Raw genomic sequence first — 19,957 nt, 5'->3', positions numbered from 1 at the left:
GAGTTTGCCGCTGTTATTTGCATTATAATGTCTCTGCCTCAGGCCCATACAAATCCGGGCGCTTCGCGGCTTTTTTCGCCAGCTTTTTGATCTTGTGCTGCGTCAGAACCGTATAGAAGGACGGTACGACGATCAAGGTCAAAAGTGTCGAGAACGCCAAGCCGGAAATAATGGTGACCGCAAGCGGTTTGAACAAAACGTCACCCGAAATAGCTAGCGGCATCATACCCGCAATCGCTGTAAGCGAGGTCAAAAGAATAGGCCGCAGTCGTGCCTCACACGCAGAAATAACCGCCTGCTTCAGCTCCATGCCTGTATGACGTGCCTCCTCGATGAACTCGATCAAAACAATCCCGTTACGCACCACGATGCCCGCCAACGCAATAATCCCCATCATGGTCATAAAGCCAAGCGGCGTCTGGGTCACGAATAAGCCAATCAAGCTCCCCGATACAGCGAGGTAAATCGTACTGGTAACCAGTACAGGGATAGTCAAGGAATAAAATTGCATCGCAATCAAAATCACGATCAGGAAAACCACAAGAATCGAGAGTTTGCCCATGTCGATAAAAATATCAGTCTGCTCGGAAGTCTCGCCGCCAATCTCATAGCGGTATCCTTCAGGCAAGGACATGCTATCGAGCATCGGCTTGATCTCTGCCATTACTTCTGTCGCCGTTCTACCTTTCAGGTCACTGGTCACTGTCACGCTCCGCGACAAATCGCGATGCGGGATCGTCTGTGTACTGAAAGTCGGTTTTACTTCCGCGAGCTGTGACAACGGAATCAGCTCTCCACGCGCATTGGCGATGCTGAGTCGTTGGAACAGCAAGGCAGGGTCTTCCTCGCCTTTTTGCAAGAACAGCTTCATATCTATCAGATCTGAGCCCGTATCAAACTCACTGACGGTAATGCCTTCGCTTACTAGGCGCAATGTCGTGGACAAGTCCGTGTAGTTGACGAGCTTTTGCTCCATCAGCTCTTTATTGACGACAAATTCCAAGGTGTAGCGTTCTACCCCGAAATCGTCTTGCACATTGTACGTTCCCTCTAATCCGGCAACCTTTTCTTTTGCTTGGGCAGAAAGAGAGCGCAGCGTTTCAATATCTTCTCCATAAAAACGAATCACGACTGGTTTTCCAACCGGAGGACCTGCCTCCAGCTGCTTTGTCAAAATACTCGCTTCCGGATACAGCTTTTTGAATTCCTCCGTCCACGGCTCCAGCATGTTCTCGAGATGGGTCTCTTTTTCATTATAACGAACCACTAGCTGTCCGACGGTAATGCCACTTCCGGCAGCTGTATCTCCGCCGAACATTTTCGGTGCGCTGCCTCCCGCGTACGCAGATACTGTCTCGATGCCAGGCTGCTTCAACACCCAGTCTGCCGTCCCACGCACCACTCGGTCTGTTTCCTCCAGACTGTTGCCGACGGGGAGACGGATATCGATGAGAAACTGCGGGCGATCATCGTTCGGGAACAATTCCACCGGAGTGAGCGGTATCAATCCATATGCTGCCGTCCCAATCAATACGCCAATCATTCCTGCCAAAAGCGGTCGCTTCAAAATTTTCGGCATGAGCTTGCTCGCATACCACTTGGTCAGCTGCAACAATTGTTCCCCTAACAGTCCAGCAGGCTTACGATACGCTTCTACGCCAGCCTTTCTACGTTGCTCATACCATTGGCGAAAGATCGGGATGATCGTCAGCGACATGATCATTGACGCCAGCATCGTCATCGAAATAATAACGGGAACCGGACGAATGAACTGCCCGACGTTGCCGCTCAAAAACATCAAGGGTGCAAACGACGCAATCGTAGCCAGCGTAGCGGTCGTAATCGATATCGATACTTCCTTGGCGCCATTAACCGCCGCTGCCATCGGTTTTTCGCCCAGGACAGAAAGTCGCCGCTCGATATTGTCATTGACCACCACGGCGTCATCCACCAAGATCCCGAGCACAATGATCAAGGAAACGATCGAGATCATGTTGAGTGAAATCCCCATAGATGGCAGGAACATAAGCCCCACAGCCAAGGAAATCGGAATCGCCATCGCGACTACCAATGATGTGATCAGGTTCAATCCGAGCGCGCACACCACCAAAACTGCAACGATGGCAATCATCATTTCCCGGGTCAGGTCACTAAAAAGCTCATCTACGCGTTCATTCTGACTGTAAATGGAGTGTCTCTCAGCTCCTGCCGGAAGTGTTTTATCCAGAGTCACCATCATCTCGTCTACGCGCTTCTGCAAGGACGGCACATCACTTCCCGTCTCTGCATTGACGCTGATCGTGATTGAAGGCTTCCCATTGAAATACGAAGTCATTTTTACCGTCTCCGTCGTCATTTTGACCGATCCGATGTCCTTCAGATAGATCGGGAAGCCCTCTTTTGAACGAGAGATAATGACTTTGTTCAGCTCTTCGACATCTGTATTTTCCGCCAGTTTGAGCTGGTAGGTCCGTTTTTCTGTGGTCAGGTCGCCAAGCGGAATTTTTTCATTTTCCTTTTTGACAGCCATCATCACCTGACTCCACGTGATCCCGTACTGGCTCAGCTTTTGCGTATCCACCTCGATGTGGACTTCCTGCTCTGGTAGACCTTCCACCAGTACATCCGCCACGTTTGGAATGGTGCGCAGCTGTTCTTTCCACGATTTCAGCATGGTACGCATGCTGTACAGTTCCTCACGCGTGTTAGCAGTGACCGCAAAAGATTGGACAAACGTACGATTCAAATCATCATTGATGATCGGTTGTTTCGCATCTGCTGGCAAATCAGCCTCTGCGTCCTTTACTTTCTTCCGCAATTCATCCCATTTTTGCTTCGGGTCTACGTCACTCTTTGCTTCCACCATGATAAAAGAAACGCCGAGGGAAGATGAGGATGATATATAGTTAAGTCCCTGTAATTCATTGATCTTTTCTTCCAGCTTTTTCGTAACAGCCTGCTCGACCTTTTCCGGCGAAGCTCCCGGGTAAACCGTCGTGACCGTCGCCATGTTAATGATAATATCCGGCATTTCTTGCTTAGGCAGTTGAAAAAAGCTGAGGGAGCCTACAAGTACAATCATGCTGAAAAACAGGAGCGTGATTTTGCGCTTTTGTACGATGTACTTGATCACGGTTGTGTACCTCCTGCCGCCTCAATTGGGTCACCGTCAAACAAACGGTCCACCCCTTTGACGATCAGTTGGTCTCCTTCTTTTAATCCGTTCTTGATCTCGAGCTTGTCACTTACAATCTGCCCGATGACTACGCTTGTTTTGACAGCCTTGCCGCCTGCATTGACGAAGACATGCGCGTCATCTTTTCCTCTGCTGATGACGGCTTCTACTGGTACGTAGACACCTTCCTGCCCCGTTACCGTTTTGGTCGCTTTCACCACCTGGCCAGCAAACCAGTCACGAGCTTGGTTGGCGATTTGGACCTCTACGCCAATCGTTCCCGTATTTTGGTTCGTGGCAGGAAATATTTTTGTCACTTTGCCATCCCGTTTTTGTCCATACAGGTCTAAGGAGATCGTCTCCCCTACTTTCCATGCAGAAATCTCACGGTCAGGAACGGGCAATACAACTTTTAATGTGTCAATGTTGCCGACTTGATAAACGGGGGTACCTGAACCGACCAAATTGCCCGCAGACGAGAGCTTGGCGATGATCGTCCCGTTAATCGGCGAACGCAGCTGCGTTTTGGCAAGGGTATTGGCCGCCACTTCTTTGGCGATAATCGTCTGATTGTATACAGCCTGCGTCAACTGTTTGTCTTCCGCACGAGCCCCTTGAGTAACCAGTGAATAAGACTGCTGTGCGTTTTGCAAATCCTTTTGCGCAATCGTCAGTCCATTTTGTGCACTTTCGTACTCGCTTTTGGAAATAGCATTTTGCTGGTAGAGATTTTCAATCCGTTTGAAATCATCCTGCATTTTTTGTAGCCCTACTGTTGCCTTCTCCACAAGCAAACGCGCCTGCGTCACTTCTTGCTCTCTCGCGCCATTGTTTACCTTGCTAAGATTTGCCGCACTCTGCTGCACGGCAGCGCTGGAAGAAGCAACCTGGAGCGAGTAATCTGTGGCGTTCACACGGGCGAGCACATCTCCCGCTTTGACCGTGTCTCCTTCTTTTCGGTCCATCTCCACAATACGACCGCCTACTTCAAAAGAGACGAGTGCTTCCTCCAAAGGAGCCAGCGTACCAGACAACTCCGTGACGGTAACAGCCTGCTCCTTCTTTACTTGTGCAACGACAACATGCTTCACTTCCTTCTGGGGAGCCGAAGCAGGTTGTTGCTCACTGCAAGCCGTCGTTGCCAGAAGCCCAATCATCAATACATAAACAAGCCATCTTCTCTTCATGACTTCCTCCGCCCTTATGTAGCTATGCTGTTTATTTGGGGCCTCTGATGCCTTGGAGCAAGATTTCAGAAGCATTTTCAAAAAGCTCTTCTTCTACCATTTCGAGATCGAGATTAACCCGATACTTCGCCATGAAGGCGTAGAAGAAAGTGGAGACGAACATAAGAGCTGCCGTGAACGGATCTGCCTTTGGCAAATGCCCTTGCTCCTGAAACGCTAGAAGCTTGTTGGACAATACCTCGACTGCGGTCATCGGCAGACTGCTGAACATCTGCACGACTTCCGGGTGGTTATCCGCTTCAATCATGCAGATCATGAAAATTTCTTTGCGCTCGACCAATAAGCCGTAATACGTACGTGCGTAGCTAACCAGCATTTGCTTGAGATCAGAAAACTCGCCTTGCAACCCTTGCTCCAGCTGCTCTCGGACATCCATGATTTCTTTCAGGAGCTCTGTCAAGATGCCTACCTTGTTCTTGAAGTGACGAAATACCGTCACCTCATTCACTCCTGCAAGCTCAGAAATCTTGCGTGTAGTCGCTCCCTTGTATCCCTTTTGTGCCATTAGCTGACGTGCGGCCGATAAAATTCGCTCACGGGTTTCCTGTTCCTCTTCGCCTCTCCCCCCCAGCTTCTGTTCTATATCTGGGTGATCCATAAAGCACCTCCGTACCAAGCAAGCAATTACTTGCATTTTCATTTTTTTCCAAACCCATTATAAATAGAGACTGCATGCATGTAAATACTTGCATGCAGTTTCTATTGTTAATTTTTTCTTGTCAGCCTTACCGTTGTGTCATTGTCTTAATCTGTGAGTTCGGGTCTTGCTTGCATTCTGTGCTGTATTCGACCAGGTCGATTTCGCAGTCTGGCCCAATCTCGACCTTGTTGCCGCGAACGACCTTGGCCTTTGTGTTTTCCAGGTAGATTTCGTCACCTTCGATCGTCTCTACGGACAAGGTATTGTTGAGAAAATGCTTCAACAACTTGCCCAAGGTGCTATTCCCTGTTCTTCGCACCTCGATGTGCTCTCCGCCCATTTCTTTTGCCTCACAGTTGCCATGCAGAAGCACCTCGATTCGCCCCGCATTCAGCAGCCCTCCGATACTAAACGCACCGTTTGCCCGGAACACTTCGGCTTCGCAATCCCCTGCGGTTTTCAATGATCCGTGAACCTTTACGTCCTCGCCTGCCATATTGCCCTGTACTTTGACATTGCCACCTACTTTTAGACTCGTAAAATTCAAATCGTCCGCAACATCAAGCTGACCGTATACAGACATCGTATCCATTTTCACTTTGCCTTTAATCGACGCGTTGCCCTCTACTCTTGCCGAAGAGCCGATGAGATTTCCCGTGATACTGACATGTCCCGCACAATGAAGCGACTCGCACTCTACGTCGCCATTGATCTTACCGTAACCTTGCACATCTACTTTGTTGTATACACCACCCGAAGCATTCACTGCCCCATGAAAGATCAAATCTAGCTTGTTCTTATTGTCGTTCTGCATGGTATGGCCTCCCCCTACAAAAATTTTACTTTTAATTCCTCGATGCAATTGGCTAAAATGAGCCGCGTCACTACCTTTACACCGCTATCAAAATACATTTCGGTAGAGCCAGACACCAACACGAACGTGGAAATCCCCATCTTGCGCATAAAGATCAGCTCACAAGGCTTCCTTTCGAATTTGGGATAGTGCCCAACCAGTACCTGCAGCAATCCGCCGCCTTCATCCACACTTAAGTCTCCTGCGGCCAAAAGCTTTTCTAACACATAGGCGTATAATGCCTGCTGGAAGGTAAAGGTCCGTAAGCTCCCGAGAAAAACGTGAAACACTTCTAAAGAAGTAGTCGAAACAATGTTTCGTGCCAATAATTCATCTGCGGTCAACGACGTTCCACTCATGCTTGGTGAAAACATGTCCGCCATTTCATCCAGCGACAGGTCGTCTTTCATGTTCAGGATCTTGTCGATTCGAGCCAAAATCTGTTCCCGCGGGAAAAAGGTTTCTTGCCCTGTAAAAGTTGCTCGGCGAATGAACCACTCCTCTGGAATCAAGTTCTTTCGTTTCCAACGGTACAATTGTCCGTAGGAAATGCCAGTAAGCTCCAGCAGGTCCTTCTTCGAGATTACATTCGTGTCCAAGTGAAGCACCTCCAAAAACAATGTAACATAACACTGTTACGTTATTCAACTGCAGATTGTTTGACACTTGGAGGACTTTTCACATAAAAAAGGACTTCTGTCATAGAAGCCCTTCTGTCCGTTCTTATTTAAACTCTGCTTGCATCAAGCGTTTCATATCTGATGGTATCGGTGCCTCGACCACAATCTCTTTTTCGAGAAGCGGATGTAAAAAGGACAATTTCGAAGCATGCAGAGCCTGTCGGCGTAACAAGCCTCTCGCTCCTCCGTACATCGTATCGCCAGCAAGTGGGTGTCCAATGTGGGCAAAGTGAACGCGAATTTGATGGGTACGCCCCGTTTCCAGCCAAACACGAGCGAGCGTCATTCCCTCGGAGGTCTGTTGTACCTCGTAATGCGTGATGGCAGGATCTCCACTCTCCACGACACGGCGCTTCGTCGGATGACGCGGATCTCGGCCGATTGGCGCATCAATCGTTCCAGCTCCCTCTGACAGAACGCCACTGGCAACCGCAAGATACTCGCGATGAATGCCCCCTTCGCGCAGCAGCTTGTCAGCCAATTGATGACCATAGCTGCTTTTGGCTACGAGGATAGCTCCTGATGTCTCTTTATCTAGCCGATGCACAGGATGTACGCTCGTCTGCTCACCACGTGCCGCCAGTACGGCAGCGAGTGCATGTACCAATGTGTCGGTCTCCTGTTTAATTGGATGCACCATCATGCCTGCCGGTTTGTTTGCAATCAGGAGATGATCGTCTTCGTACAGAATGTCAATGGACGGCATTGGTGTGATCGGTCCCTCGGGCTTCGTATCATGCTGGGGCTGCCTAGGCGCTTGCTCTTGTCTCTCGATGACACGAACAGCAATTGTATCTCCTGCTTTTACTTGTCTTTGCAGGAAAGGCTGCTTGCGATTGAGCAATATCCCCTTGCTTCTCGTCAGCCGCTGCATCATACGACCGGACACGTTGAGCTTTTGCCGGACGATTTGTTCCACGTTCATTCCCGTGTCTTGTTCACTGACGATATATTCGATCCAGTCTTTGCGGCTCACGTCTAATCCCTCTGTTCCATGCTTTTTTCTTATTGTAGCAAAAGGATGCTTGAGATGCTCGTTTGTAGTCGTCCAACGTTTGTCGTTGGGGAAGCCCTGCCACATGTCTTCCAGTCGCCTGTATCCTCTCTTCGTTCGGGCGGTCTCCTTCCAGACATGTGACAGTGCTTGCGTACAGCTTGTGATTACTTCGTGCTTTTAGAACGTTTTGGTTGTTATTCGACGAGGTTTACATGATAAATAACAGAACTTTCGAGAAGTAGGCAAAAGCCCCGTAGGAAGAAGCGCATTTCCAGTCCAAGCGCCTCTGGAGCCCAACTCAGCGTAGGAATAAATGGCGGGGGTTTTCAGCTTCACTTATGAAACCCTTCCTCGAAACTTCTACGTTTGAAGCGCTCCCGCCATTTATTCCGGAGCGGACAGTCAATCCCTCCTTGCGGGGCGTAGGCCGAAGCGTAGACTGGAAATGCGCTTCTTCCCTCACCGACAGCTACGTTATAAAACAAAAAAGCCACCACGCTAAGCATGATGACCCTGACATTTCGCTTTACCCTTTTAAGTTTTCCGGATTGAGTCCTTGCAGCTCTGGCAAAACGAACAGACCGTCTTTGCGAATAAGCACATCATCAAACCAGATTTCTCCGCCGCCGTACTCAGGACGCTGGATATTTACCATATCCCAGTGGATTTGGCTGCGGTTGCCGTTATCTGCATTGTCGTATGCACGACCCGGTGTGAAGTGGAAACTGCCGGCAATTTTTTCATCAAACAAGATATCATTCATGGGATGCAGGATGTACGGATGTACGCCAATCGCGAATTCACCAATGAAGCGCGCTCCTTCGTCTGTATCGAAAATTTCGTTGAGTCTCTTGGTATTGTTAGAAGTTGCTTCGACGATTTTTCCGTCTACAAACTTCAGGCAGACATTTTCGAATTTCGTGCCCATGTAGCTTGTTGCTGTGTTGTACGTAATGGTTCCATTCACAGAGTCACGCACAGGAGCTGTAAAAATCTCACCGTCTGGAATATTGCGCAGCCCGGAGCAGATGACACTCGGAATGTCCTTGATCGAGAATTGAAGATCCGTCCCTGGTCCCACGAGACGCACTTTGTCTGTACGATCCATCAATTGCTGCAAAGGCAAAAAGGCTTCGTGCATCTTTTTATAGTCAACAGAGCATACGTCAAAATAGAAATCCTCAAAAGCAACGGTAGACATGTTGGCATTTTGCGCCAAACCCGTGGTCGGGTAGTTGAGCAGTGTCCAGCGCACATTGTTGGTTAGGTAGTCATGTAATTCTTGCATCACACTCTGATGCGCACGACGACGCTCTACCGGAACATCAGCCATCTCACTGTCGTTGGACGGACCATTGATGACGATATATGTATCCAAATCTTTGTACATTGGCTCTTCCCATTTCGCCAAATGAGTCGCACGCTCTGCACTTGCACCGAGCATCAGCTCACGTTGGATAGACGGGTCAATGATCCGTACGAACGGATAGGCTCCCATGTCGTATGCCTGCTTAACCAATTCTTTCGCCAAGGCGTGACCCTCGCCACGAACTTCAATCAACAAGCTTTCTTTTTCCTTCAGGCGTACAGAATGGCTCAGCAAATTTGTAGCCAGCTTGACGATGCGTGTATCCAGCATGCGATATCCCCCACATTCCTAACATGATTTGATTATTGTTAAAAAATATTTTACCGAATGGAAGCACCTTTTTCAATTATCGATGTTCTTGGTACTATTCGAAAAAGACTAAAAAATTATCTTGCATAAATTCGACTCTTTCGAGTATTCTAATCAACAAGAGTTTACCTTTGTAAAAAATTTGAAAGACGGGAGTGCTGAGTTCATGGTGTGTTCTGTAGTTATCTTCGCTTAGGTGGGGCCTCTCTTAAGGGGCACTGCCTCTTACAACCCTATCAAGAGCTAGAAGCTGCAGGATGCCTGAACCGCTTCCGTCTTTTTCCCGATATGAATTGCGGGCCATGTTCTCGGGTGAACAGCCGGTTTACTGTACCTAAAACCATAGGTAGGTAACCATCTCTCATTTGTCCCCCGTTGGAACTGGTTATTTCCCGCCACCCTTGTATCGTTTGATAAAGCGCAAGCGGAAGAGCATTGTCTCTACCCCGTTTGCGCTTTTTTACGTGGAATTTTTCCAAGAAGAGAATCGAAGTCAAAGCACCTACAGAAATAGAATGGAGGAATTCGTGTCATGATTTGGCGTTCGTGGGATCTTAATTTGAAGGTACGTCTTTTTGGCGAATTGATTACGCACACCTTCTTTTGGATGTACTTTCCGTTTATGGCGATTTATTTTAGCGATACGTTTGGGAAGGATGTAGCGGGACTTCTCTTGATGGTGCCGCCGCTGCTCGGGATGCTGTCCAACCTGTTTGGCGGATATTTGGCTGACCGCGTAGGGCGCAGGTTCACCATGCTGCTCTCGCTCTGTACATCGACGGTGATGTTCGCATTGTTTGCGTTCTCTCCGTCTCCTTGGATCGACTATATTGCCTTCATCGGAATCGGGATCGCTGGTGCTCTCTACTGGCCAGCCAGCTCCGCCATGGTGGCTGATTTGACGACAGAAGAAGATCGAAGAATTGTCTTTGCCACCTTTTACACAGCGATGAATATCGGGGTGGTCGCAGGTCCCGTATTGGGTTCGGTCTTTTTTGTCCATTATCGCCCGCAGCTGTTGATGTTCTGTACCCTTGTTGAACTGCTTTTTGCGATCACTGTCTTTTTCCTGATCAAAGAAACGCTGCCTGAACACGTCCGTCAGGAGAAGGCAAAGGAGCGTTTTTCTCTGATTCAGCAATTCCAGAGTTACGCGGTTATTTTCCGCGATAAAGCATTTGCCTTGTACATTGGCGCAGGGATTTTGATCGCCATTGGATTCATGCAGTTGGATATTTACATGGCTTTGTATGTCAAAGAGCATGTCATGCAGCAACCATTATTTTCGTGGGGTGATTGGACTTATTCAATCGGCGGAACCAGCGCATTCGGCTGGCTCATGGCTTTAAATGGTTTTTTGGTGGTTCTGTTTACACTGCCGGTCACACGCTGGTTTGAAAACTGGAGTGATCGCAACAGCCTCGTCATCTCCTCCATCTTGTTCGGTCTCGGCCTGTTCTTGATGGCCTTTACGACGAATATCTGGCTCCTGTTCGGCTGTATGGCGATTTTGACATTTGGCGAGCTGATTCGCACACCAGTCGCCCAGAGCTTTATCAGTAAATACTCGCCCGAGGATGCACGCGGTCAGTACATGGGAGCCTCATCGCTCCAGTTCTCGATCGGTCGCTTCATCGCTCCCCTGACGATCGGTCTATCACAATGGCTCGCTCCTATTGGTGTATTCGGTGTCATCCTGGGCTTCACCTTAGTCAGTGCCTATCTGTATATCATTTTGTTCCGCATGATTGGAACCAAAGAAGTTAGCAAGGGTAGCTAGAGAAAGAGCATGTCTGTTCTACCAAACGCCTCCTCTCATATAAATGGTTATAGATAGCTTGACCAGGAGGGGATCTACGGAAAACGATTGGGCAAAAGTCTGTCCATCCGCTGTAGATAGAAAAAAGAGTCTGTCTCCCCACAAAGCGGGACACAGACTCTTTTCCATTCACTACGGCATTTCGCTACCCTCAAAAAATTCCGTTCTGTCAAAACGACCGCGCATCCATTTGTACGTATCATCATAGACCGCGCGCTTGACAGGGTCCGTGCTCTTGACAGAATCTAACAATGTCTTGGAGCCGAAGTAGTAAGCGTGTACGTTGTTTTTATCCATCCCCAGCTTGTGGGTGGCCACTAGCTGATTATAGTAGGTCTGATAGAACTTCGGATCATTGTATATCTTCCTGTCGCCTTCGATCTCGATGTCCATGTCGTACTTGTTGACGACGTCCAGTACCCCTTGAATACGGTCAATTCCTACCGGCTTGTCGCTGTAATAGCTCGGCTGCAGGAATGCCTTATCGAAATAAAGAGATTTCCACTCGGACACTCCCGGTGATCCGAAATACGGAATCCAGTAGTAGCGCAACGCCTCGTCATGCACCATGCTACCCATGTCACGAATCAGCTGGCGCTCTTTCGGTGCGCTATCCTCCACCAGCTCATGGAACCAATAGATTCCTTCCAGCTTCAGATAAGCGTATCCTTCCCTGTTCCAGCGCTTCATGAGCTCCTGGAAGTACCATTCCAACGCAGCTTTGCGATTCAAATACGCTTGCTCTTCCCCAATTCCCGCAGGGTTGAAGGAGAGGGATGGTTTCTTTTCATCCAGTTGGCCAAAATTGGTCTGACTGGCATTCGGATACGGCAGTGCCAGCACGACGTTTTCCTGCGTCGGTGTCGTATACAGCGTTCCACGCAGGCGGTTGTACTCCCGCATAGCCTGGTTGAGAGCGTCGAGCTGCTTGTTTGAACCGAACAAATCATTCATATACTTTGTCCAGCTTTCTTTCGTAGCCGGAATGGTCTGATACGGCAGGAACAGAATCGTGTCAAACATCTGGTCGCGCATATAACCATCTACAGTGCGGTAGCCAACCATCGGGAGGAAATCCTCTTTGGTCCATGTCCCGATTTCGCCATGCTCTCCGGAATAAGCGAGCAGCATATTTTCCACACGACGCCCTGCTTGCTTGGCTTCTTCCAGCTTCGCCGGGTTTGGTGGCGGCAGCAAGACAGCGCCATTGTTCCACTCGCTATCCGTTTTTGCCCATACCTCCAGCTGGCGAGCGAACGTAAATACTTTCACCGGGAAGGATACTCGTACATAGCGGGTGTTGACGTCAGGCAAGGTCACGCTTAACGTGCGTGTAACCAGCTTGTCTTCTTTGACGGAAACATCGTGAACGGCTCTTCCCGCATACGACCACACTTTCCCGTCACGAGATACCTCGACTTCCATGTATTCTGGCATCGTGATACCCGAAGACTTCTGCTGCTTAAACGTTAGCGCAACTCTCTCCAATGGCTTCGCCTGGTCGAGCTCAACGGTCACCTTACGCCCAAACTGACGGTGGTATCCCGTCCAATCTTCTGTAGGCGTTACAAGTCCACCTACAGGACCCGGATACTTCTTCTCCAGCTCTTGGAAATACGAGTCTGGGGTTCCCAAAGTAGCAACCGATGTATAACTGCCTGGCGCGATATTGACCAGTTCGTCCTTCTTTGTTGGTTCATTTGCCTCTTCTTTTGGATCAGCAGGCTTCGTTGCTTCCGTTTTTGTTGCTCCTGTGTCTGCGTCTGGTTTTTCTCCCTCTACTACAATCTTGCTTTCATCGACTTTCGCTGCCGAGTCTTTGGAGGAAGTCTCCGGTGCAGTCTTTGGCGTGTCCTCTGCCTTTTCGACAGCTGGCTTACCAGCGTCCTTGATCTCAACCGGAATTGTCGTCGTTTTATAGCCGACTGTCACCGTGAGATTTCCTTTTCCTGCAGTGGAGCGAGCAACAAAGGTTCCGTCAGCTAAAATGGTTCCCAGCTCAGGACGATCAAAAGCGAAAATAGGCGTAAACGGCAGCTCATCACCGCTGATACTGCTTACCTTCAAGCGTTGGCTCGTGCCAGCAGCCAAACTCAGCCGCTCTACATCTATCTTGTATTTCACCTGTTCTGCTTGCAGGTAGCGTGCATCCAAGACGCGTTCAGCGATCACAGCAGCCTCTGCGCGCGTGACGGTTCCAGTCGGATTAAACTTGCCGCTTGCACCTTGCATCCAGCGCTGATTCGTCACTTCTTCGACAGCCGTTTTGGCGTAGTCGGCTATTTCTTCTTCATCGCTGTATGCAACAGGAGTCTGACCTGCCACTTTGGTTATGGCGGCTTCTTTCATCAAGCGAGACAGCATGACAGCCAGCTCTTGTCGTGTAAGCGGATCTAGAGCACCCATGGTATGCTCACTTCTGCCGTTCATCACACCCAACTCTGAGAGTCCATAAACGTACGGTGCATAAGGGCTTTCCAACGGTACATCTTCAAAAGCGGCATCCTCAATTTCTGTTGGTTGAAGACCGATTACTTTTGTCAAAAGCACCGCAATATCCTGTCGAGAAATCTTGTTTTGCGGGTTGAAGCGGTTTTCTCCCTGACCACCGATCATATGAAGGGCTGCAAGTCTGTTTACGGCTTTTCTAGCGTAGCTGTTGCCCAAATCCGTAAACTCCGTGTGTGCTTCTTCTTGTTTTTTGAATTGATCTTCCAGCTTCTTGGTCTCTATCCCCGGCTTCTCTGGCTCCGTTGCAGCATGAGTCAACGGCGTGCTTTGGCTCAGTAATGTAGTCGCTGCCAATAGCGCAGCCAGCATTCTGCTCCCGAATCGTTTCTTGCTCATTGCATTTTCTCCTCCAATTATGCCCCTTCTTTAGAGGTAGTTCAAAAAGTCATCTTTTGAACATCACTCTTATGTCTACTCGGTCGGGGTAACCATTGGTCCGCGTGGCGGTCTAGGTCCGAAAAACTGATAGTAATCTACTTTGATATTTCCGTTGTAGAGCTTGCGCTTTTTGCTTGCTGTACGACCAAAATGCTCCTCAAACTGTTCATCGGACGTAATAACATAGAAAGACCACGTATCCATGGCAGCAAAGGTTTTCCCCATTTCGCCATACATCTTGGCAACCTGCTTCCATTCTCCCAGGCGCTCCCCATAAGGTGGGTTGCAAATCAAGTAGCCGTACTTGCGCTTGGTTCTTACATCCCGCACATCCATGCGCTGAAAATGAATCAGGTCATCTACACCAGCCTCCGTCGCGTTGTGGCGGGCAATTTTCAAGATCTCGTCATCCATGTCTGTCCCGATAATCTCCAGCTTTTGATCATAACGAGCCAAATCATGGGTTTCTGCGCGCGCTTCACGCCAAGCTGTTTTCGGAATGATAGGCCACGTCTCGGAAACGAATTCCCGGTTCATCCCCGGAGCGATGTTTTGTCCGATCAGCGCCGCTTCAATCGGAAGTGTACCCGATCCACAGAATGGGTCCATAAATACCCGATCAGGCTTCCAGCGAGACAGCATAATCATCGCCGCAGCCATCGTTTCTTTTAGTGGCGCTTGTCCGATCAATTCCCGGTAGCCGCGCTTGTGCAGACCCGGTCCTGACGTATCAATCGTCAGCGTCGCCACATCCTTGAGAAGTGCCACCTCGATCTTGTACAGCGGCCCTTGCTCATCGAACCACTCGCGCTTGTAGGTCTTTTTCAGACTTTCTACCACTGCTTTTTTCACGATGGCTTGGCAATCCGGCACACTGAACAAGGTAGATTTGACCGATTTCCCTTCCACAGGAAATGTCCCGTCCTCTGTAATCCAATCAGCCCACGGCAGTGCCTTTGTCTGTTCAAACAGCTCGTCAAACGTGGTCGCTTTGAACTCTCCTATCTTTAGACGCACGCGGTCGGCAGTTCGTAACCACAAATTTGTGCGGGGAATCGCAGAAATATCTGCGGTGAACGTTACCTTGCCGTTTTCCACCTGTACCGGACCGTATCCGAGTGCCTTTACCTCTTCTGCTACTACTGATTCCAAACCAAAAGTCGCCGTAGCGATCAATTCTACTTTTTGCATATGTAATCTCCTGTCCGTTCAATAATCCTTCGGGCCATGCCCTCATCTTACTACCTTATATATTATATTACCCCATTTGGTAAAAGCGTTGGTAAACAAAGTCTAAATTGAAACGACCCATCACCAAAAATAGTGATGGGTACGGCATGTGGATCATCGATATGGGAAATCCTACGAAAAACTCTTGCGACGGGAGGGAGTCAGCGTGCCTGAATTACCTGAGATGGAAACCTATCACCGATTGCTGCTCGATAAAATCGGTGGCGGAACAATTACAGCCACACATGTTCAGCGGGAAAAAACGATCAATCTGCCACCTGAGGAATTTTCTCGTCTTTTGCAAGGTAATCGCCTGACACTTGTCGACCGACGTGGCAAGCATCTTCTCTTCCATCTGGAAAGTGGACATGTCCTGCTGCTTCATCTGATGCTCGGCGGCTTTTTATACCTAGGCTCTGCGGAAGACAAGCTGAAGCGAACCGCCCAAGTGACTCTTGCCTTTGGAGAACGCATTTTATATTTTCACGGACTCCGTTTGGGCTACCTGCACTTACTCACCAACGTCCAGATCGACGAAAGGCTGGCTCCACTCGGTCCGGAGCCATTGGACCCGCTGTTTACCTTTACCCGATTTACGGAGTTGCTCGCTGACAAGCGCAGCGTCCTCAAAACGGCGTTAGTCAATCAGCATTGGCTGGCGGGCATCGGCAACTGCTATGCGGACGAAATCTGCTTTCATGCCGCCATCCTACCTACCCGGACAATCCCGACAATTTCCCTCGACGAACAAAAACAGCTTTATCATTCCATGCAAACCGTACTCAAAGAAGCGATTCGATTCGGCGGTTACATGCAGCCGCTTTTTCAAGGAGATTCCCTGACAGGCGGCTTCGATGAGCGCTGCCAGGTGTACGATCGCGGCGGAGAGCCTTGCCTACGCTGTGGACAGCCTATCGAAAAGAGCGAGCTCTCCTCCCGCAAAGTATTCGCCTGCACGAACTGCCAGCATTGACACATGTTTTCACTTCCTATACGGCCGGAATCTTTGTTGCTTCCATCTGCTTGATCATAAACACCTGCTCCGTCTCGGAAGGACCGAATCCCACCGCTTTCAGGATTTCGACAAGCAAGGTATCAGCCGCGCGCAAATTATACGTAGACCGGCGGCAATCGTGTGCAAGTGGCCCATACACATGCGCGAGTGCGGTTTTCAAGATGTCTTGCGCATCAGGATGCTCTGGCTGCGCTACACATTGACGAAGAACAATCCCACTCACTTTGCCCTCTTCGTTTACCAAACACTTGTACATCGCATAGCCGACCGTCTGACCCTCTCTGTCTTCGACTAGCAAGGCCTGCGCATCTCGCAAGTTCAGCCAATAATTTTGCCACGGGACATCGGTCACGTAAAACGGCAGCGTGGCGGCCTCCGCTGCCAAAATGCGTCGAACCCGATAATCAGCTTGGGATTTTGTCTGAAAAGCATCCTCTGCCAGCGGTTCACTTTGCTGCAAAAACAACAGACGATCCACGATGTCATAGCCTTTTTGCTCATACAAGGCAATCGCTTTGGTATTTTGGCTCAATGCCTCCAAGGTCGCTACTTCCACCCCAGCTTCCCGGTATACATCCAATGCCGCCTCAATCAGTTGTTTCCCTACTCCTTGTCGACGGTATTCCGTGGCGACACCCGTACCACCATTCCAGGCGACTTTTTTCCCCGCAATGGTCCTCATACCGCTGGCCACTAAGCCAATCGGCTCCGTACCGTCGAAGGCAACCACAGACAGGGACATCACGTATCCCTCGCCACCCAGTCGCTGGACAAGCATTTCTTCTGTCATCGTAAACTCGATAAAATAACCTTCAAATCCTCTGTTCCACGCTTTGGTCACTTCTGCAAAGGTACAGTCACTCATCCGTTTGATGGTAATCATGGTATCACCCTCCTGATTTTTAATAAAATTATTTTAATCAACAAAATCTAAAAATTCAATCATCTCAGGACACTTTCTCCAGCTTTGTCACCCACACGCCTGACATGGTAAGATTAAATAATCACTTACTCGGGAGGTTCCTATGCGCAAACAGCTTACGGTCGGCTCGCTCATTCCTGGACGATCTGGCGTACAGATGTCGAGTCCAGCTCCCGTTCCCGTGCATACGCATCCGTCGTTGAAAAAAACAGAAATGAGCCCGGCTCGTCCCCAATCAGAGCAGAAGCTCGTACAGGTGAAGCAACGCTCACAAACGATGCCAGTCCGGTATACTCCCTCTCAGACACTATTGCAAGCTGCGCTCACACAAGATCAACCCATCGCTTACAAATGCCAACAAGGGCATTGCGGCAAGTGCAGTGTACAGATCGTAGCTGGTGCATCATTACTCGATACCCCGACTGGACAGGAAAAAGCAAAGCTGGGAGAAAAACTCGCTACAGGCTATCGTCTTGCTTGTCAGAGCACATTTCGCTCTTCGATTCCTACATAGAGAGTATTTCTAATAGAAAAAGGTGGCCGTAGCATGAATCCTACACGCATCCTACTATTCGCTGGAGGCAATCTGGGCAACTGGGCGATCCAAGAGATTCGTGAAAATGATTGGCTCGTCGGCGTTGACAGAGGTGCCTTGTTCCTCGTTCGCAACGGTCTTGTGCCAAGATTGTCGATCGGTGACTTTGATTCTGTCAGCATCGAGGAAATGGCAGAAATTGAACGTCACAGTATGCACGTCTCCTCCTGCGATCCCGTTATGAAAGATTTGACCGATACAGAGATGGCCCTTGCTTGGGCAATCGAGCAACAGCCAGCAGAAATTGTGCTGCTCGGTGTGCTCGGCTCTCGTTTTGACCATATGCTGGCAAACCTACACTTGCTGAACAAAGCGTTGCAGACGGGCACCAACTGCCGCATCCTCGATGAGACCAATGAAATCCGACTGATTGACCGCCAGAGTACGATAGAGCAGGATCATTTTGATCATATCTCCCTGCTGCCTTTTACACCGGAAGTCACAGGGATCACCTTAACTGGATTCCTCTATCCGTTGAAGGACGCTACCCTGCGGATTGGCGACACGCTTGGGATCAGCAATCTGCTAACGGAACAGACTGGAACGATTACGATTCAAACGGGCAAGCTGCTCGTTGTCAAAAGCAAAGACTAATCATTAGAAAAAGAAAGGATCTCCTTTGCATGATGCAAAACAATGGAGATCCTTTTCCTTTTACCTGAAACAAATACAGGCTACTCTTCCTCTTCCGCTACCTGCATCGGCAACTGCCAATCAATCTCTTGAAGCCCGCGCGAACGCAAAAACTCATTAGTCCGCGAAAAAGGACGGCTGCCAAAAAAACCGCGATTTGCCGAAAATGGGCTTGGATGCGGGGAGGCGATGACGAAATGCTTGTTTCGATCAATGAATGCCGCCTTCTCCTGCGCATGCTTTCCCCACAGGATGAAAACGAGTGGTGTCTCCCTGTCGTTCAACAAATGAATAATTCGATCTGTAAACGTCTCCCACCCAATGTCCTTGTGCGAATTCGGTGTGCCGCGACGAACCGTCAGAACGGTGTTCAGCATCATGACGCCTTGCTTCGCCCAATGGTTCAGATAACCATGCTGGGGAATTTCAAAACCAACATCGCTTTTCAACTCTTTGTAGATGTTGACCAGAGACGGCGGCGGCTTGATTCCCGGCTTGACCGAAAAGCTCAATCCATGTGCTTGTCCCGGTCCGTGATATGGGTCCTGCCCCAAAATCACAACCTTTGCATTCTGATATTCAGTCAGGTGCAGCGCTGTGAATATATGAAACATATCTGGGTAGATTGTCTGCGTCTGATATTCTTCCTTCAACGTTTGACGAAGCTTTACATAATAGGGCTTCTCGAATTCATCGGCCAATACGGGGGCCCAGTCATTTTGCAATATGGTAGTCATGTTCCTCACCTTGTCCGCTGTTTTTTCTACCTTACCACAAACCTCCCCATCACTGAACCACTGATTCGAGAACTAGGACTATTCTGATTGGGTCCTATCTTTCCTATGATTCCTAGTCTTTGTTTCCTAGTACCCTCGTTTGATAGCTTTTCTCCTATGATCTTTGACATAATGATTGCTGGGAAGATTTAGAGAAAAGAGAAAGGGAGAGGGTTTCACATCATGAAATGGGACATCAAGTCATTTTTGGGGGGCATTGTTGTAGGTTCGGTGCTCTTTTCCGGCATTGCCATTGCAGCACCCGCTTTTCCAAACGCGGAAGAAGGAATGAAAACACCGTTCACCTACTACTTTGACGGGTTGCCGAAATCACCAAACAGCGACATACAAGGCATCATGTACAAAAACTCCGTCTATGTACCAATCCGCTTCGTAGCTGAGAACCTGAACAAATCGGTCATTTACGATGCGAGAACCAAATCGATATTCATCGGTAAAATTCCAACAACAAAAATGTACTCCAAAATGGAAGCGATCGAGCTGGTGAAAAAGAAATTCGCCGGAAAACTCTCGCCAACACATGTAGTCGAGTACACTCACGACGACGAAAAAGGGCATTATGTCATTCAAGTGTACCAAACGGTCGTGAACAACTTCCAATCTGGCGACAGCTACACCAGTACGTATGGCTGGTTCGTAGTGAACCCGAATACCGGGGAAATTAAGCCGTTGTTATAATTTCTTTTTGCACTTATCTATTCGTACGAAAAAGAAGGCGGACTAGGGACCCGCTAGCACCGGAGGATATCCTTCCGGTGCCTTTTTGTTTTCTGGGAAAATTTAGGTT

Annotated in this window: 16 protein-coding genes; 5 read left to right on the top strand and 11 right to left on the bottom strand. The window is 49.1% G+C overall.

Features of this window, described 5'->3' with window-relative positions; translation table 11 throughout:
- Positions 1 to 22: 22 nt before the first annotated feature.
- The 7 genes from E8L90_RS25485 to E8L90_RS25455 form a co-directional block, all read right to left on the bottom strand.
- Complete coding sequence (locus tag E8L90_RS25485; protein ID WP_137031888.1) at positions 23 to 3,133, bottom strand: efflux RND transporter permease subunit; 3,111 nt, start codon at positions 3,131 to 3,133, stop codon at positions 23 to 25.
- A complete protein-coding gene (locus tag E8L90_RS25480) occupies positions 3,130 to 4,362 on the bottom strand; it encodes an efflux RND transporter periplasmic adaptor subunit (RefSeq protein ID WP_137031887.1) in 1,233 nt (410 codons plus the stop codon). Before E8L90_RS25480 ends, E8L90_RS25485 begins: the two co-directional genes overlap by 4 nt.
- Positions 4,363 to 4,393: 31 nt before the next feature.
- Complete coding sequence (locus E8L90_RS25475; protein WP_137031886.1) at positions 4,394 to 5,020, bottom strand: TetR/AcrR family transcriptional regulator; 627 nt, start codon at positions 5,018 to 5,020, stop codon at positions 4,394 to 4,396.
- A 127-nt stretch (positions 5,021 to 5,147) separates the two neighbouring features.
- Positions 5,148 to 5,876: a bactofilin family protein gene (locus E8L90_RS25470; RefSeq protein ID WP_137031885.1), complete on the bottom strand. Its 729-nt coding sequence runs from the start codon at positions 5,874 to 5,876 to the stop codon at positions 5,148 to 5,150.
- A gap of 14 nt (positions 5,877 to 5,890) precedes the next feature.
- Entirely contained in the window at positions 5,891 to 6,514 is a 624-nt protein-coding gene (locus tag E8L90_RS25465) for a YhbD family protein (RefSeq protein ID WP_137031884.1), read from the bottom strand.
- 124 nt (positions 6,515 to 6,638) lie between these two features.
- The gene (locus E8L90_RS25460) at positions 6,639 to 7,571 is read right to left on the bottom strand and encodes an RluA family pseudouridine synthase (protein ID WP_137033601.1); all 933 of its coding nucleotides are present in this window, start codon (positions 7,569 to 7,571) and stop codon (positions 6,639 to 6,641) included.
- A gap of 547 nt (positions 7,572 to 8,118) precedes the next feature.
- Complete coding sequence (locus tag E8L90_RS25455; protein ID WP_137031883.1) at positions 8,119 to 9,231, bottom strand: aminopeptidase; 1,113 nt, start codon at positions 9,229 to 9,231, stop codon at positions 8,119 to 8,121.
- A gap of 571 nt (positions 9,232 to 9,802) precedes the next feature.
- Between E8L90_RS25455 and E8L90_RS25450 the strand changes: the two genes are divergently transcribed.
- Positions 9,803 to 11,050 carry an MDR family MFS transporter gene (locus tag E8L90_RS25450; RefSeq protein ID WP_137031882.1) on the top strand — a complete coding sequence of 416 codons (1,248 nt, stop codon included), beginning with the start codon at positions 9,803 to 9,805 and terminating at the stop codon, positions 11,048 to 11,050.
- 171 nt (positions 11,051 to 11,221) lie between these two features.
- Here the strand turns inward: E8L90_RS25450 and E8L90_RS25445 are convergent, their stop codons facing one another.
- Positions 11,222 to 13,936, bottom strand: coding sequence for a DUF4855 domain-containing protein (locus E8L90_RS25445; protein ID WP_137031881.1), 2,715 nt, complete (start codon positions 13,934 to 13,936; stop codon positions 11,222 to 11,224).
- A 75-nt stretch (positions 13,937 to 14,011) separates the two neighbouring features.
- Positions 14,012 to 15,169, bottom strand: coding sequence for a THUMP domain-containing class I SAM-dependent RNA methyltransferase (locus tag E8L90_RS25440; protein ID WP_137031880.1), 1,158 nt, complete (start codon positions 15,167 to 15,169; stop codon positions 14,012 to 14,014).
- Positions 15,170 to 15,374: 205 nt separating this feature from the next.
- Between E8L90_RS25440 and E8L90_RS25435 the strand changes: the two genes are divergently transcribed.
- Positions 15,375 to 16,181, top strand: coding sequence for an Fpg/Nei family DNA glycosylase (locus E8L90_RS25435; RefSeq protein ID WP_137031879.1), 807 nt, complete (start codon positions 15,375 to 15,377; stop codon positions 16,179 to 16,181).
- 16 nt (positions 16,182 to 16,197) lie between these two features.
- On the opposite strand, the gene E8L90_RS25430 is transcribed toward E8L90_RS25435, so the two are convergent.
- On the bottom strand, positions 16,198 to 17,106 hold the full coding sequence (locus tag E8L90_RS25430) for a GNAT family N-acetyltransferase (RefSeq protein WP_137031878.1): 909 nt from the start codon (positions 17,104 to 17,106) through the stop codon (positions 16,198 to 16,200).
- 142 nt (positions 17,107 to 17,248) lie between these two features.
- Here E8L90_RS25430 and E8L90_RS25425 point away from each other — a divergent pair, with 142 nt between their 5' ends.
- Both E8L90_RS25425 and E8L90_RS25420 read left to right on the top strand, forming a co-directional pair.
- Positions 17,249 to 17,659, top strand: a complete 411-nt coding sequence (locus E8L90_RS25425) for a 2Fe-2S iron-sulfur cluster-binding protein (protein WP_137031877.1) — start codon at positions 17,249 to 17,251, stop codon at positions 17,657 to 17,659.
- 33 nt (positions 17,660 to 17,692) lie between these two features.
- Positions 17,693 to 18,334 carry a thiamine diphosphokinase gene (locus E8L90_RS25420; protein ID WP_137031876.1) on the top strand — a complete coding sequence of 214 codons (642 nt, stop codon included), beginning with the start codon at positions 17,693 to 17,695 and terminating at the stop codon, positions 18,332 to 18,334.
- Positions 18,335 to 18,414: 80 nt separating this feature from the next.
- Here the strand turns inward: E8L90_RS25420 and E8L90_RS25415 are convergent, their stop codons facing one another.
- Entirely contained in the window at positions 18,415 to 19,110 is a 696-nt protein-coding gene (locus E8L90_RS25415; RefSeq protein WP_137031875.1) for a uracil-DNA glycosylase, read from the bottom strand.
- A 222-nt stretch (positions 19,111 to 19,332) separates the two neighbouring features.
- On the opposite strand from E8L90_RS25415, the gene E8L90_RS25410 reads away from it, so the two are divergent.
- Complete coding sequence (locus tag E8L90_RS25410) at positions 19,333 to 19,848, top strand: stalk domain-containing protein (RefSeq protein ID WP_137031874.1); 516 nt, start codon at positions 19,333 to 19,335, stop codon at positions 19,846 to 19,848.
- The last annotated feature ends 109 nt before the right edge of the window (positions 19,849 to 19,957 follow it).

This window comes from Brevibacillus antibioticus (assembly GCF_005217615.1).
GTDB lineage: Bacteria > Bacillota > Bacilli > Brevibacillales > Brevibacillaceae > Brevibacillus > Brevibacillus antibioticus.
This window is presented reverse-complemented; position numbering and strand designations above follow the sequence as displayed.